Raw genomic sequence first — 13534 nt, 5'->3', positions numbered from 1 at the left:
TAAATTTTACGTTAACAAAAATAGTGTTTAAACCAATTCGCCAATGTTAAGTTTTCGTTTCAACGAAAACCTTAACATTGAAAACTTGTTAAGTACTGTCATTAGAGAGAATCAAAAAGTAAATAAAAATTTTATAACCTTTTTAAAATAAAAAACTCCTAAAGAAAAATCTTTAGGAGTTGAAAACTTTAAAAATATTTTTTATATAAATGTTCTTAATAAATAATATACCAAAGCTGCTAAAACACCTGAAACTGGTATGGTTAACACCCAAGCCCAAAGAAGTTTTACAGTAACACCCCAACGAACTGCAGAAACCCTTTTAGTTACTCCTACTCCAATTATGGAACCAGTTATTGTATGTGTTGTTGATACTGGAATTTTAAAATGTTCTGTAATGAATAAGGTTAACGCTCCAGCTGATTCGGCAACAACACCCTCAAAGGCGGTTACTTTTGTAATTTTTGAACCCATTGTTTTTACAATTTTCCATCCACCACTCAAGGTTCCCAAAGCAATAACGGTATAACAAGTTAACGGAATCCAAGAAGGCATAACACCATCAATTTTTACTCCATCTTTTTCAGAGGGTAATACTACATTTAAATCTAACCAACCCATTGACATATTAGCATTTGGATGGGTATTTAAATAAACAGCTACAGCAGCAGCTATGATTCCCATAACTTTTTGAGAATCATTCCCACCGTGTCCTAAACTGAAAGAAGCAGAAGAGAGCAACTGCATTCTTTTTAATACTTTTTCTGCTTTTGAAGTTGAAAAGCTACTGAATACTAAATTGAATATGGCAACACTGAAAAAGATAATAGCTACCAATGACCATTTTATATTAGATGGTTCAGAAATCACACTCCAAAGATGGCTCTCAAATCTTGGTTTCTTAATGTCATTATAACCAACTAATACTGTTGACAAAAACCAAAATACTAATAACATTAACACTAGGGTTAATATTTTTGGGTAAATACTTTTGCGTGACGAATACATCAACCAAAGTGAAATAAAATAGGAAATCAACATTCCTAATAAAGGAGCTAAAACTATAAAAGCAATTATGACCGAAACTCCCGATGGTAATCCTCCATCTTCTCCTGGTTTATACCAATTTACAATATTGTACCAATGCTTTGTGACTTCTGCACCATCTTGAATTGCAGTATAATCGGAAAAACCATGAAGAGAAATAGCATGTGCAATAGCTGCTCCGGCAAAACCCCCAATTAAAGTGTGGGATGATGATGAAGGAATTCCTTTCCACCAAGTGATTAAATTCCATATAATAGCAGCAATAACTCCAGCTAATATAACCGTCAAATTAATACTATCGGTTTTGGCGGTTTTAGCAACTGTATCTGCAACACCAAAACCAAAAACCCAATACGCTAAAAAATTAAAAAAAGCTGCCCAAAGCACAGCCTGAAATGGTGTTAGTACTTTAGTAGCTACAATAGTTGCTATAGAATTCGCAGCATCATGAAATCCGTTGATATAATCAAATAAAAGTGCAAGAACTATAATTACAATTAGTAATGTCATGATTTCCTAATTGATTTTATTATGAGTGCTTAACTGAAATTTGTTCCATAACATTTGAAACGCTTTTACATTTATCAGAAGCCATTTCCAAAGCAGAAAGCACTTCTTTGTATTTAATAACGTTTTTAGCATCGACTTCATTTTCAAAAATGTCTGCAACTGCTTTATCAAATACTGAATCTGCTTTACTTTCTAATTTATTGATTTTTTTGCAGGTTTCTTTTATTGCTTTATGATTCATAGCTTTCAATTCTTTGATACCGAGACCAATTAATTGACAAGCTTCTAAATTAATCTCCGTTAATTTACGAATTGATTTTGTTATTTTTTCTACTTGATACAAGCGCATTCTACTGGCAGCACCATGCATGTTGTCGGCAACATTATCAATGGCTTTTATTAACGAATGAATATCTTCTCTATCAAAAGGTGTGATAAAATTTCGACTTAATTCTAAATGTGTTTTATGCGTAATCTCTTCTATTTCAGCTTCAAGTTCTTCAATTTTTCTAAAATATTCTTCTCTCTCTGCTTTGGGTGCGTTTACTGCTTCATGAAGTGTTTCTGCCAATAAAATTAAACCTGCTGAAGCTTGTTCAAATAACGGGAAGAACTTTTTATCCTTTGGAACTAAAAACTGGAAAATATTGTTAAGAGTCATTGTTTTTATGTTTACTTTGGTACAAATGTATTTTTCTAATGTTAAGTGAATATTAACTAATCAAAAATATGCTTTTTTTTTATTGAATTACAATTTCAAATCTTCAGAAATTATCTTATTGAAAACGTTTTCGTATTTTAGCACATTTGATATTAAGAGGAGAATGTCCTGTGGACATTCGGAAATACCTATTAATGCTGAACACAGTGATATAAAATAAAACCCATGGACATTAACTTCAATAAAAACGAAGATCATAATAAACTTTTAATAACCGATTTAAAGCAACGTTTTACCAAAGTTAAAGTTGGTGGTGGTGAAAAACGTATCGAAAAACTGCACACCGAAGGTAAGATGACTGCCCGTGAACGAATCGATTATTTGCTTGACGCGAAAGCAAAAAGCATAGAAATTGGCGCTTTTGTTGGTGACGGAATGTATGCTGAACATGGCGGATGTCCTTCTGGTGGCGTTGTGGTAAAAATGGGTTACATCAAAGGAAAACAATGTATTGTTGTTGCCAATGATGCGACTGTAAAAGCCGGAGCATGGTTTCCGATTACAGCAAAAAAGAATCTGCGCGCGCAGGAAATTGCGATGGAAAACCGTTTACCTATAATTTATTTAGTTGATTCTGCCGGAGTTTATTTACCAATGCAGGATGAAATTTTTCCTGATAAAGAACATTTTGGTAGAATTTTTAGAAACAATGCCATAATGTCCAGCATGGGAATTACACAAATTGCAGCCGTTATGGGAAGTTGTGTGGCTGGTGGTGCTTATCTCCCGATTATGAGTGATGAAGCAATGATAGTTGATAAAACTGGAAGTATTTTCTTGGCTGGAAGTTATTTGGTAAAAGCTGCCATCGGTGAAAACATTGATAATGAAACATTAGGCGGAGCCACAACACACTGCGAAATCTCGGGTGTTACTGATTATAAAGCTAAAGACGATAAAGACGCTTTGGACAGAATTAAAAGTATCGTTGGGAAAATCGGTGATTATGATAAAGCCGGTTTCAACAGAGAAGCTTCTCAAAAACCAATGCTGAAAGAGGAAGAAATCTACGGAATACTACCAAAATTACGCACCGAACAATACGATATGATGGAAATCATCAAACGCTTAGTTGATAATTCAGAAATGGATATGTATAAAGACGGTTATGGTCAATCCATTATCACTTGCTATGCAAGGATTGACGGTTGGGCAGTGGGAATTGTAGCAAATCAACGTACGGTTTCTAAAACCAAAAAAGGAGAAATCCAATTTGGTGGCGTTATTTATTCCGATTCTGCTGATAAAGCCACTCGTTTTATTGCCAATTGCAACCAAAAGAAAATTCCTTTAGTATTTGTGCAAGATGTTACCGGATTTATGGTTGGAAGCAAATCAGAACATGGCGGCATCATTAAAGACGGAGCCAAAATGGTGAATGCGGTTTCCAATTCGGTCGTCCCAAAATTTACTGTAATTGTCGGAAATTCTTATGGAGCAGGAAACTATGCCATGTGTGGAAAAGCGTATGACCCAAGATTAATATTCGCCTGGCCAAGTGCCGAACTTGCCGTTATGGGCGGAACGCAAGCTGCTAAAGTATTGGCACAAATAGAAGCTTCATCTTTAAAAGCCAAAGGCGAAACAGTAGACGAAAAAGTAGAACAGGAATTATTCGATAAAATCAAGGCGCGGTATGATGCGCAAGTTTCTCCTTATTATGCTGCAGCACGACTTTGGACTGATGCTATTATTGATCCTTTAGAAACCCGCACTTGGATTTCAATGGGAATAGAAGCTGCTAATCACTCGCCTATTGAAAAGAAATTTAATTTAGGTGTGATTCAGGTTTAATAAATAGTAACAAAATTAAAATCAAACCAACTAATGCTTTAGATTTTCTATTCTTATTCTCATGAAAAAAATACTTGCCTTAAGTTTCATTATTATTAGTTTCCAAAACATCTTTTCTCAAGAAACAACGACACGAAAAGACTCACTTCAAGGCGGATTACGACCGGAACGAACTTGCTTTGATGTGTTGCGCTATGATTTAAATATCAAAGTAAATCCTGATGAAAAATCAGTTGTTGGCTATAATGACATTAGCTTTAAAGTAGTTGACAACACTTCAAAAATTCAATTGGATTTATTTGATAATATGCAAGTAGATTCTATTGTTTTCAATTCGGAAAAATTGAATTACAAGAGAGAATTTAATGCCGTTTTTATCAATTTCCCCACATCCTTAAAAATTGGTACCAATGAAAAAATACGCTTTTATTATTCGGGTAAACCCATAATTGCAAAAAACGCGCCTTGGGATGGTGGATTTATTTTTACTAAAGATGGGCAAGGAAAGCCGTGGGTTGGTGTAGCATGCCAAGGTACAGGAGCCAGTTTATGGTATCCAGTAAAAGACTCGCAAAGCGATGAGCCCGATTTTGGCGCGACTATAAAAGTAGCTGTTCCGAATGGTTTGATGGAAGTTTCCAACGGAAGATTAATAGGCAGTGAAGATCTAAAAAATGGTTATACCCGTTGGGATTGGGAAGTTAAAAATCCAATAAATACTTATTCCATAAATGTCAGTGTTGGCGATTATGTGTCTATACATGAAAATTATAAAGGATTAGATTTAGATTACTACGTACTCCGCCAAAATGAAGTTGCAGCCAAAATACATTTTGAGGAAGTAAAACCTATGATGGATTGTTTTCAGAGTAAATTCGGACCCTATCCTTTTGCAAGTGACAGTTACAAATTAGTGGAAACGCCTTATTTAGGAATGGAACATCAAAGCGCCGTTGCCTATGGAAACAAATATGTAAATGGTTATTTAGGAACTGATAGATCTGGAACCGGAATTGGGTTACTTTTTGACTACATTATAATTCACGAAAGTGGACACGAATGGTTTGGTAATAATATAACATCCAAAGATTCTGCCGATATGTGGATACATGAAGGATTTACTTGTTACACCGAAAATGTTTTTGTTGAATGTCAATTTGGTTACGAAAAAGGGCAACAATACGTAAACGGTTGCAAAAGAAATATTGATAATGTAAGTCCAATTATTGGCCCGTATGGGGTGAATAAAGAAGGCTCGGGTGATATGTATGAAAAAGGTGCTTTGCTTTTAAATACTTTGAGGCATGTTGTCAATGATGACGATAAATGGTGGAAACTGTTCTTAAAATATTCTGAAACATTTCACAACAAAATTATTGATACAGAAGCTGTTATTAGCTTTTTCAATACCGAAACAGGAATGAATTTAACACCTATTTTTAATCAATATCTCAGACATGCATCAATTCCTAAACTTGAATTGAGAAAATCTAAAGGCAAACTTGGGCTTCGTTGGAAAACAGATGAACCTAAATTCAATATGCCAATTGATCTTAAAGTTAATGGTAAAAAATACCGATTTTATCCAACAACTACTTGGGTTACTACAAAATATAAAATCAATAAGTTAGAAGAAGTTGAAGTCTTGACCAATGATTTTTATATAGATGTTAACTAATTCATCACTAACTTTATTGGGAATGTACTTTTTATTAATTCAGCGTTTCTTTTCTCAAGATTTTCCCAGTTACACTATCTTTAAACTTAGGAACAAAAATAATTTCTTTGGGCTTTTCGTATTTGTCTAAAGTTTCATAAATTGAATTGTCCAGTTCGCATTTTTCTCCCTCAATAACTAAAACTACTTTTTCTCCTAATTCATTATCAGGTTTTGATGCAATAAAGAAGCGTTGACTAATTTTGCTTATCAATTTCTTCTCTATTTGCTCTGGAATTAATTTTATTCCACCACTATTGATAACATTATCAAATCTGCCGAGAAATATAAATTGATTTTCATTGACCAATTCAACAATATCATTTGTGATAATAACTTCAGGAGAAATTGTTGGTGCATGAATAACCAAACAATTTCTTTCATCAAACGAAACAGTAACATTAGGCAAAACCGTAAATGCTTTTTCTCCTAATTTTCTGGCTGCAATATGAGTAATGGTTTCGGTCATACCATAAGTTTCATAAACTATGGTAGGTAACTTTAGTAACTGCTTCTCCAGAATTTTATTAACAGCTGCGCCTCCAATAATCAACTTTTTAACTCTCTTTAATTGGGGTATTGAATTTTGTGCTTGCAAAGGCACCATCGCAACAAAATCATAATCAATTTCGTTGTTAGCTAATGGATTTGAACTTGGAGCCACAAACTCTAAATCAAGTCCTAAAATCATAGCACGAACTAGCATCATTTTTCCCGCAACATATTTTACAGGTAAACATTGTAATGCTTTATTGCCAGGTTGCAATTCAAAAAAATCACCTGTAGCCAATGCTGAATCAACCATGGCTTGTTTGCTAACTGAAATAGTTTTTGGTGCTCCGGTTGTTCCCGAAGTTTCCATTTGAATATAACTTTTTCCATCAAACCAATCCAAAAGAAAATTACCAACTGGTTTTTCAAAATCTTCTCCTTCTTTGATAAAACTATAAGCTACGCGACACAAATCTTCCCTATCGAGGTGAAATCCATTAAGCTTAAATAAATTATGTACATTTTCATAGGTTGGGTTACTCATAACTTTTATCATTTACAATATTTTCAATTTGTTCATTCTTTTCAACAACTATAATTTTACCTGTCAGTTTCTCTTTCCAGTCAGTCCAATTATATTTTTTACTAAAGATAAATAATAGTAATGGAAAAATAATGAGAACTGGTACTAGAATTTCAAATCCGGCAGATGGTGATGAAATATCTTTAAAAATAGAATTAGTTTGAAAAGCTGACCAATCTGAAGTAACTAAAAGTGCCGTCATTAAATTATTGGCAGCATGAAAACCAAGAGCCAATTCCATTCCTTCATCCATTAGTGTAATAACTCCAAGGAAGAAACCTGTTCCTATATAATATACTAATATAATATACCCCATTTTTTCAACTTCAGGATTGGCGATATGCATCGTTCCAAAAATAACGGATGTCATTACCAACGGAAACCATCTGTTTTTCGCCAAAAGGGCAAACCCTTGCATTAAATAACCACGAAAAACATATTCTTCAGTACTGGTTTGAACCGGAATTAGAAGAATTCCAATAATTGCCAAAATTAAAAATGGAAAAGGTTTAAAATTGTATACAAAATCACCTGGACTAGTATAAAACATTATTAACGTTGATCCTACAGTAAAAACTCCCCAAAGAGTAAACGAAAAAAATATTCTTTTCCAATCAACTTTTACCCTTGACGTAGTGATTGATAATAAGGTTTGTTTGTGAAAGTACTTTATAACTAAAATTATGGCAATAAAGGCAACGACAAATGAAAATAGCAATAAAAATAAAGTTGTATTTAAATTTAAAAAGTTCATCATTTCCATTTCTTTTGTCGGAAATGGCTTCCCCGTTTTTAAAGATTTAATAAAAACAGCTATAACCCATGGTATTTGACCAATGGCTGATGCAATAAAAATTATCAAGGAACCAACTAAATATTTCCAAAATTTATTGGTAGGCAAAAAACCGTTTTCTAAAAACATAGTACTCATATTTTCTTTCGCCTAAATTAACTTTTTTCTATTAAAATAGATTACTTTGTAAAAAAAATATGTTGCAAATACTTCACAATCCAAGATGCGGAAAATCAAGAGCCTGTTTGGCTTTTGTAACGGAATCTAAACAGGAATTTGAAATTATAAATTACATCGAAAAACCATTAAGTGCTAAAGATTTAAAAAATCTACTTAAAAAACTGAATCTCAAACCTATAGAATTAGTCCGTCAAAAAGAAAGCATTTGGATAGAAAATTATAAAGGAAAATCTCTGACAGATAGTGACATCCTAAATGCCTTAGCCAAACATCCCATATTGATTGAAAGACCAATAGTTATTGATGGTGACAAAGCTACAATTGGAAGGGACATTGACAAACTAAAAGACTTTATTTAACAAACTGTTGGGATAAGTTTATCAAGCTAAGGCGTAATTTTGTTCCGAAAGTTGAAAATTTATCCATGAAAAAATTATACTGTTTTATACCTACACTTCTACTACTATTTTCATTTACAGTTTTTGGACAAGAAACACAAACTAAAGGCTTACTGCCAGAAGGTAAATCTGAGAAAGCTAAAATTACCATCACTGGAAAAATCATAGAGAAAACAAGTAAACTTCCTCTTGAATACGCAACTATAACTTTTAAAAATACTAAAAATCCAAAACTAATTTTCGGTGGAATTACAGATAGCAAAGGTGATTATTCTATAGTTGTTGTATCAGGTATTTATGATATCACTCTAGAATTTATTTCTTTTAAACCAACGACTATAAGTCAAAAACAATTAACCCAATCAACCAATTTAGGAACCATAGCTTTAGAAGAAGATGCAACTCAATTAAACGAAGTGGTAGTTCGAGCCGAAAAAACTACGGTTGAAATAAAACTCGACAAAAAAGTTTACAACGTTGGCCAAGACATGATTGTAAAAGGCGGAACCGCCAGCGATGTGTTAGATAATGTGCCGTCAGTTACGGTTGATGCCGATGGAAATGTGGCTTTACGCGGCAACGACAATGTTAAAATTCTTATTGATGGAAGACCTTCAAATGCAATTAATATTGCTGATGCTTTACGAACAATTTCTGCAGATGCTTTAGATAAAATCGAAGTGATTACCAATCCATCTGCGCGTTATGATGCTGAAGGTGGTGGCGGAATTATCAATATTTTATTGAAAAAAGGAAAAAATCAAGGAATCAACGGAACCCTTATTGGCACTGTCGGAAATCCTCAAAACTATGGATTAGTATCAAACATAAATTTCAAAAGTGAACAGTTCAATCTTTTTTCTACATTAGGATATAACGATAGTAAAGCACCTGGTAAATCAAAAACGGATACTGATTATTTAAATCCGGATGGAACTATCCAAAAAACAATAAATGAAAGAAGTACCAGAGAGAGAGGCAGAAAAGGTTTCAACTATACTATCGGAATGGATTGGTATTTAGACAAAACCTTGACATGGAGTAATACTTTTAACTACAGAAAAAATAACGGTGCCAATCCAGATAACGTTTTATTGTATAATGAATTTCCCGATATCGCCGACAATTTCGTTCGCAACAGGTATAACGATCAGTTCACAAGAACGCATGATGTAGAATACGCTACAAATTTTACCAAAAAATTCAAAAAAGACGGACATAAACTTACTGTTGATGGTTCATTTTCAAAAAATTTAGATAACGACTCTTCGACCATAACCGATTTTGTTATTGGACAAGAAAACCTGGCAACCAAAGAATTAACTAAAAACTTTCAAACACAAAAAAGAAGCTTAATTCAATCAGATTATGTCTTGCCAATAGGTGAAAACAGTCAATTTGAAGCAGGTTACAAAGGCGATTTTAATGAATTGATTACCGATTATAATGTTGGCGATATTGATGGTAGTGGAAATTATATCCCAAATTTAAACTACACAAATATTTTAGATTATAAAGAGAAAATTAATGCCGTGTATTCTCAATTTGGTTCAAAGATTAATAAATTCTCCTATTTATTTGGATTAAGATATGAAGATTCTAATATCGATATTGACCTTTTAACAACCAATAATTTTAATAATAAAAAATACAATAATTTTTTTCCAAGTGCTTTCTTTACTTATCAATTAAAAGAACAAAGTACCATTTCACTTAATTACAGCAGACGTATTTCCAGACCTCGTTCGCGATTTATAAATCCGTTTTCAAATTATTCTAGTAACGTAAATATTTTTCAAGGAAATCCAGATATCAATCCATCGCTTACTGACGCTTTTGATATTGGATACATGAACAAATGGGACAAAGTAACGTTTAGCACATCAATGTATTTTAACAGAACTAATGATGTGTTCCAATTTATCAGAAGACCAAACGGAGAATCTGTTACCACTATTGTTGACGGAGTAACAATAGTAACGCCTGTAATTTTATCAACACCTATAAACTTAGCGCGTGAAGATCGTTTCGGATTTGAATTTAACCTAAACTATACACCATACAAATGGTGGAAATTAAACGGTAACTTCAACTTTTTCCAAAGTAAAATAAATGGAGACTACTCGTATACTCTTCAAAATACAGGAGAAGTAATAAACGAAAACTTCGATAATACAGCTGCAAGTTGGTTTACCAGAGTTTCTTCAAAAATAACATTGCCTTATAAAATAGATTGGCAAACAAATGCAACTTACAATGCACCACAAAATAATGCACAAGGAAAAAGCCTTGGCGTCTTGAGTGCAAATTTGGCGTTCAGTAAAGATATTTTGAAAGACAAAGCTACGATTGCTCTTAACGTAAGTGATGTTTTCAATTCGAGAAAAAGAATTAGTGAAACCCATTTGGCTACTTTAAACTCTTACAGCGAAATGCAATGGAGACAGCGTCAAATCAATCTTTCGTTTACTTACAGATTCAATAAATTAAAAAATAACGATAAAGACAAAAAACCAAAAGGAAACCAACAAGATGATAACGGTGATTTTCCCGGATAATAAAAAGAAAAAAGCCCCGAAATTCGGGGCTTTTTCATAAACAAAAACTTAAATTTAAGCTGTTTGTTCTGCGTCTCTTTTTGCTTTTCTTTCTTGCATTAATTCTTTAACGCCTCCGTAAATCCAATAAGGAACAACGAAAGTTACCAAGAACATCATCAACCAAAAACCAATGGTTAAAATGGTTAAGAAAGCTAAGAAACCTAAATACTGTGAAAATTCAAACATGTTTTCCGGAATTTTTTGAATTATAAGCAAATGTAAGCTGAATATTTAAGCTATGCAAAAACAAAATCAATTTTTATTAAATAGTTTTTATGCGTAATTTTGTGGTGCTTTTTTAGGAGCTATTTCCCGCTGTCCGCGCTACACGGTAGCTCGCTCCCATCGGGGCTAAAAACGTAAAGCTACTTATTAACATATAATAAATCAAAATGGAATACAGAATAGAAAAAGATACTATGGGTGAAGTTAAAGTGCCAGCTGATAAATATTGGGGTGCACAAACCGAACGTTCCAGAAATAATTTTAAAATTGGTCCATCCGCATCAATGCCAAAAGAAATTATAGAAGGATTTGCCTATTTGAAAAAAGCCGCCGCATATGCCAATTGTGATTTGGGTGCTTTGTCAACCGAAAAGCGTGACGCCATTGCAGCCGTTTGCGAAGAAATCCTTGCCGGCAAACTAGCTGATGAATTTCCATTAGTAATTTGGCAAACCGGTTCAGGAACACAAAGTAATATGAATGTGAATGAAGTCATTGCCAATCGAGCCCAAGTTTTAGCCGGATTCAAAATTGGCGAAGGCGAACAACTAATAAAAGCCAATGACGATGTGAACAAATCACAATCATCAAACGATACTTTTCCAACTGGAATGCACATTGCATGCTATAAAGCGGCTGTAGAAACTACAATTCCAGGAGTTGAAAAACTACGCGATACTTTAGAGGCAAAAGCCAAGGAGTTCATGAATGTGGTGAAAATTGGAAGAACACACTTAATGGACGCAACACCTTTGACATTAGGTCAGGAAATTTCGGGTTATGTTGCTCAATTAAACTACGGAATCAAAGCCTTAAAAATACGCTTTCTCATTTATCAGAAGTAGCCCTTGGCGGAACTGCGGTTGGAACCGGATTAAATACACCAGCCGGTTATGATCTGAAAGTAGCCGAATATATTGCCAAATTTACAGGACATCCATTTGTTACTGCTCCAAATAAATTTGAGGCTTTGGCTTCTCATGATGCTATTGTTGAGTCTCACGGTGCTTTAAAACAATTGGCTGTTTCTTTAAATAAAATTGCAAATGATGTTAGAATGCTAGCTTCAGGTCCACGTTCCGGAATTGGTGAAATCATAATTCCGGAAAATGAACCAGGTTCATTTTCCGGAATTATGATTTCACCAATTCCGGAACGTGGACCTGAAGCTAGCATTCTAACATCATTTGCAATTTATTTAAAGAAACAGCCAATTGTTTTAAAGCACCGTGAGACTCAACAATAGCATCATGAGAAGCCAAAGCCTCAAATTTATTTGGAGCAGTAACAAATGGATGTCCTGTAAATTTGGCAATATATTCGGCTACTTTCAGATCATAACCGGCTGGTGTATTTAATCCGGTTCCAACCGCAGTTCCGCCAAGGGCTACTTCTGATAAATGAGAAAGCGTATTTTTTAAGGCTTTGATTCCGTAGTTTAATTGAGCAACATAACCCGAAATTTCCTGACCTAATGTCAAAGGTGTTGCGTCCATTAAGTGTGTTCTTCCAATTTTCACCACATTCATGAACTCCTTGGCTTTTGCCTCTAAAGTATCGCGTAGTTTTTCAACTCCTGGAATTGTAGTTTCTACAGCCGCTTTATAGCATGCAATGTGCATTCCAGTTGGAAAAGTATCGTTTGATGATTGTGATTTGTTCACATCGTCATTGGCTTTTATTAGTTGTTCGCCTTCGCCAATTTTGAATCCGGCTAAAACTTGGGCTCGATTGGCAATGACTTCATTCACATTCATATTACTTTGTGTTCCTGAACCGGTTTGCCAAATTACTAATGGAAATTCATCAGCTAGTTTGCCGGCAAGGATTTCTTCGCAAACGGCTGCAATGGCGTCACGCTTTTCGGTTGACAAAGCACCCAAATCACAATTGGCATATGCGGCGGCTTTTTTCAAATAGGCAAATCCTTCTATAATTTCTTTTGGCATTGATGCGGATGGACCAATTTTAAAATTATTTCTGGAACGTTCGGTTTGTGCACCCCAATATTTATCAGCTGGCACTTTAACTTCACCCATAGTATCTTTTTCTATTCTGTATTCCATTTTGATTTATTATATGTTAATAAGTAGCTTTACGTTTTTAGCCCCGATGGGAGCGAGCTACCGTGTAGCGCGGACAGCGGGAAATAGCTCCTAAAAAAGCACCACAAAATTACGCATAAAAACTATTTAATAAAAATTGATTTTGTTTTTGCATAGCTTAAATATTCAGCTTACATTTGCTTATAATTCAAAAAATTCCGGAAAACATGTTTGAATTTTCACAGTATTTAGGTTTCTTAGCTTTCTTAACCATTTTAACCATTGGTTTTTGGTTGATGATGTTCTTGGTAACTTTCGTTGTTCCTTATTGGATTTACGGAGGCGTTAAAGAATTAATGCAAGAAAGAAAAGCAAAAAGAGACGCAGAACAAACAGCTTAAATTTAAGTTTTTGTTTATGAAAAAGCCC

11 protein-coding genes and 1 pseudogene are annotated in these 13534 nt (G+C 34.0%); 6 read left to right on the top strand and 6 right to left on the bottom strand.

Going from position 1 to position 13534, the window contains the following annotated elements; translation table 11 throughout:
* Positions 1 to 201: 201 nt before the first annotated feature.
* Positions 202 to 1557 (bottom strand): inorganic phosphate transporter, encoded by a 1356-nt coding sequence (locus QWY90_RS00185; RefSeq protein ID WP_290283850.1) that lies wholly within the window; start codon positions 1555 to 1557, stop codon positions 202 to 204.
* 19 nt (positions 1558 to 1576) lie between these two features.
* Positions 1577 to 2218 (bottom strand): DUF47 domain-containing protein, encoded by a 642-nt coding sequence (locus QWY90_RS00180; RefSeq protein WP_290283851.1) that lies wholly within the window; start codon positions 2216 to 2218, stop codon positions 1577 to 1579.
* Between the two features lie 225 nt (positions 2219 to 2443).
* Here QWY90_RS00180 and QWY90_RS00175 point away from each other — a divergent pair, with 225 nt between their 5' ends.
* Positions 2444 to 4072 carry an acyl-CoA carboxylase subunit beta gene (locus tag QWY90_RS00175; RefSeq protein WP_290283852.1) on the top strand — a complete coding sequence of 543 codons (1629 nt, stop codon included), beginning with the start codon at positions 2444 to 2446 and terminating at the stop codon, positions 4070 to 4072.
* Between the two features lie 61 nt (positions 4073 to 4133).
* Positions 4134 to 5750 carry a M1 family metallopeptidase gene (locus QWY90_RS00170; RefSeq protein ID WP_290283853.1) on the top strand — a complete coding sequence of 539 codons (1617 nt, stop codon included), beginning with the start codon at positions 4134 to 4136 and terminating at the stop codon, positions 5748 to 5750.
* Between the two features lie 34 nt (positions 5751 to 5784).
* On the opposite strand, the gene QWY90_RS00165 is transcribed toward QWY90_RS00170, so the two are convergent.
* Positions 5785 to 6825, bottom strand: coding sequence for an AMP-binding protein (locus tag QWY90_RS00165; protein ID WP_290283854.1), 1041 nt, complete (start codon positions 6823 to 6825; stop codon positions 5785 to 5787).
* Positions 6818 to 7786 carry a CPBP family intramembrane glutamic endopeptidase gene (locus QWY90_RS00160; protein WP_290283860.1) on the bottom strand — a complete coding sequence of 323 codons (969 nt, stop codon included), beginning with the start codon at positions 7784 to 7786 and terminating at the stop codon, positions 6818 to 6820. Before QWY90_RS00160 ends, QWY90_RS00165 begins: the two co-directional genes overlap by 8 nt.
* Before the next feature lie 68 nt (positions 7787 to 7854).
* Between QWY90_RS00160 and QWY90_RS00155 the strand changes: the two genes are divergently transcribed.
* Together QWY90_RS00155 and QWY90_RS00150 are read left to right on the top strand one after the other, a co-directional pair.
* Positions 7855 to 8196: an ArsC/Spx/MgsR family protein gene (locus QWY90_RS00155; RefSeq protein ID WP_290283855.1), complete on the top strand. Its 342-nt coding sequence runs from the start codon at positions 7855 to 7857 to the stop codon at positions 8194 to 8196.
* Positions 8197 to 8261: 65 nt separating this feature from the next.
* A complete protein-coding gene (locus QWY90_RS00150) occupies positions 8262 to 10793 on the top strand; it encodes a TonB-dependent receptor (protein ID WP_290283857.1) in 2532 nt (843 codons plus the stop codon).
* 54 nt (positions 10794 to 10847) lie between these two features.
* On the opposite strand, the gene QWY90_RS00145 is transcribed toward QWY90_RS00150, so the two are convergent.
* Complete coding sequence (locus tag QWY90_RS00145; protein ID WP_290283858.1) at positions 10848 to 11021, bottom strand: hypothetical protein; 174 nt, start codon at positions 11019 to 11021, stop codon at positions 10848 to 10850.
* Positions 11022 to 11227: 206 nt separating this feature from the next.
* On the opposite strand from QWY90_RS00145, the pseudogene QWY90_RS00140 reads away from it, so the two are divergent.
* Positions 11228 to 12183: pseudogene (locus QWY90_RS00140) on the top strand (class II fumarate hydratase); the annotation flags it as partial.
* Positions 12184 to 12229: 46 nt separating this feature from the next.
* Here the strand turns inward: QWY90_RS00140 and QWY90_RS00135 are convergent.
* On the bottom strand, positions 12230 to 13126 hold the full coding sequence (locus QWY90_RS00135) for a lyase family protein (protein ID WP_439108566.1): 897 nt from the start codon (positions 13124 to 13126) through the stop codon (positions 12230 to 12232).
* A 206-nt stretch (positions 13127 to 13332) separates the two neighbouring features.
* Here QWY90_RS00135 and QWY90_RS00130 point away from each other — a divergent pair, with 206 nt between their 5' ends.
* A complete protein-coding gene (locus QWY90_RS00130; RefSeq protein ID WP_290283858.1) occupies positions 13333 to 13506 on the top strand; it encodes a hypothetical protein in 174 nt (57 codons plus the stop codon).
* Positions 13507 to 13534: the final 28 nt, after the last annotated feature.

It is taken from the genome of Flavobacterium paronense, from assembly GCF_030409795.1.
Taxonomy (GTDB): Bacteria; Bacteroidota; Bacteroidia; order Flavobacteriales; family Flavobacteriaceae; genus Flavobacterium; species Flavobacterium paronense.
The sequence above is the reverse complement of the archived record's forward strand: the minus strand, read 5'-3'. Positions and strand labels throughout refer to the sequence as shown.

What these genes read in the sequence shown, in the direction of transcription:
- QWY90_RS00155 (WP_290283855.1), top strand. Translation starts at nt 7,855, where the DNA reads ATGTTGCAAATACTTCACAATCCAAGATGCGGAAAATCAAGAGCCTGT.
- QWY90_RS00145 (WP_290283858.1), bottom strand. Translation starts at nt 11,021, where the DNA reads ATGTTTGAATTTTCACAGTATTTAGGTTTCTTAGCTTTCTTAACCATT.
- QWY90_RS00150 (WP_290283857.1), top strand. Translation starts at nt 8,262, where the DNA reads ATGAAAAAATTATACTGTTTTATACCTACACTTCTACTACTATTTTCA.
- QWY90_RS00170 (WP_290283853.1), top strand. Translation starts at nt 4,134, where the DNA reads ATGAAAAAAATACTTGCCTTAAGTTTCATTATTATTAGTTTCCAAAAC.
- QWY90_RS00165 (WP_290283854.1), bottom strand. Translation starts at nt 6,825, where the DNA reads ATGAGTAACCCAACCTATGAAAATGTACATAATTTATTTAAGCTTAAT.
- QWY90_RS00160 (WP_290283860.1), bottom strand. Translation starts at nt 7,786, where the DNA reads ATGTTTTTAGAAAACGGTTTTTTGCCTACCAATAAATTTTGGAAATAT.
- QWY90_RS00185 (WP_290283850.1), bottom strand. Translation starts at nt 1,557, where the DNA reads ATGACATTACTAATTGTAATTATAGTTCTTGCACTTTTATTTGATTAT.
- QWY90_RS00175 (WP_290283852.1), top strand. Translation starts at nt 2,444, where the DNA reads ATGGACATTAACTTCAATAAAAACGAAGATCATAATAAACTTTTAATA.
- QWY90_RS00130 (WP_290283858.1), top strand. Translation starts at nt 13,333, where the DNA reads ATGTTTGAATTTTCACAGTATTTAGGTTTCTTAGCTTTCTTAACCATT.
- QWY90_RS00180 (WP_290283851.1), bottom strand. Translation starts at nt 2,218, where the DNA reads ATGACTCTTAACAATATTTTCCAGTTTTTAGTTCCAAAGGATAAAAAG.
- QWY90_RS00135 (WP_439108566.1), bottom strand. Translation starts at nt 13,126, where the DNA reads ATGGAATACAGAATAGAAAAAGATACTATGGGTGAAGTTAAAGTGCCA.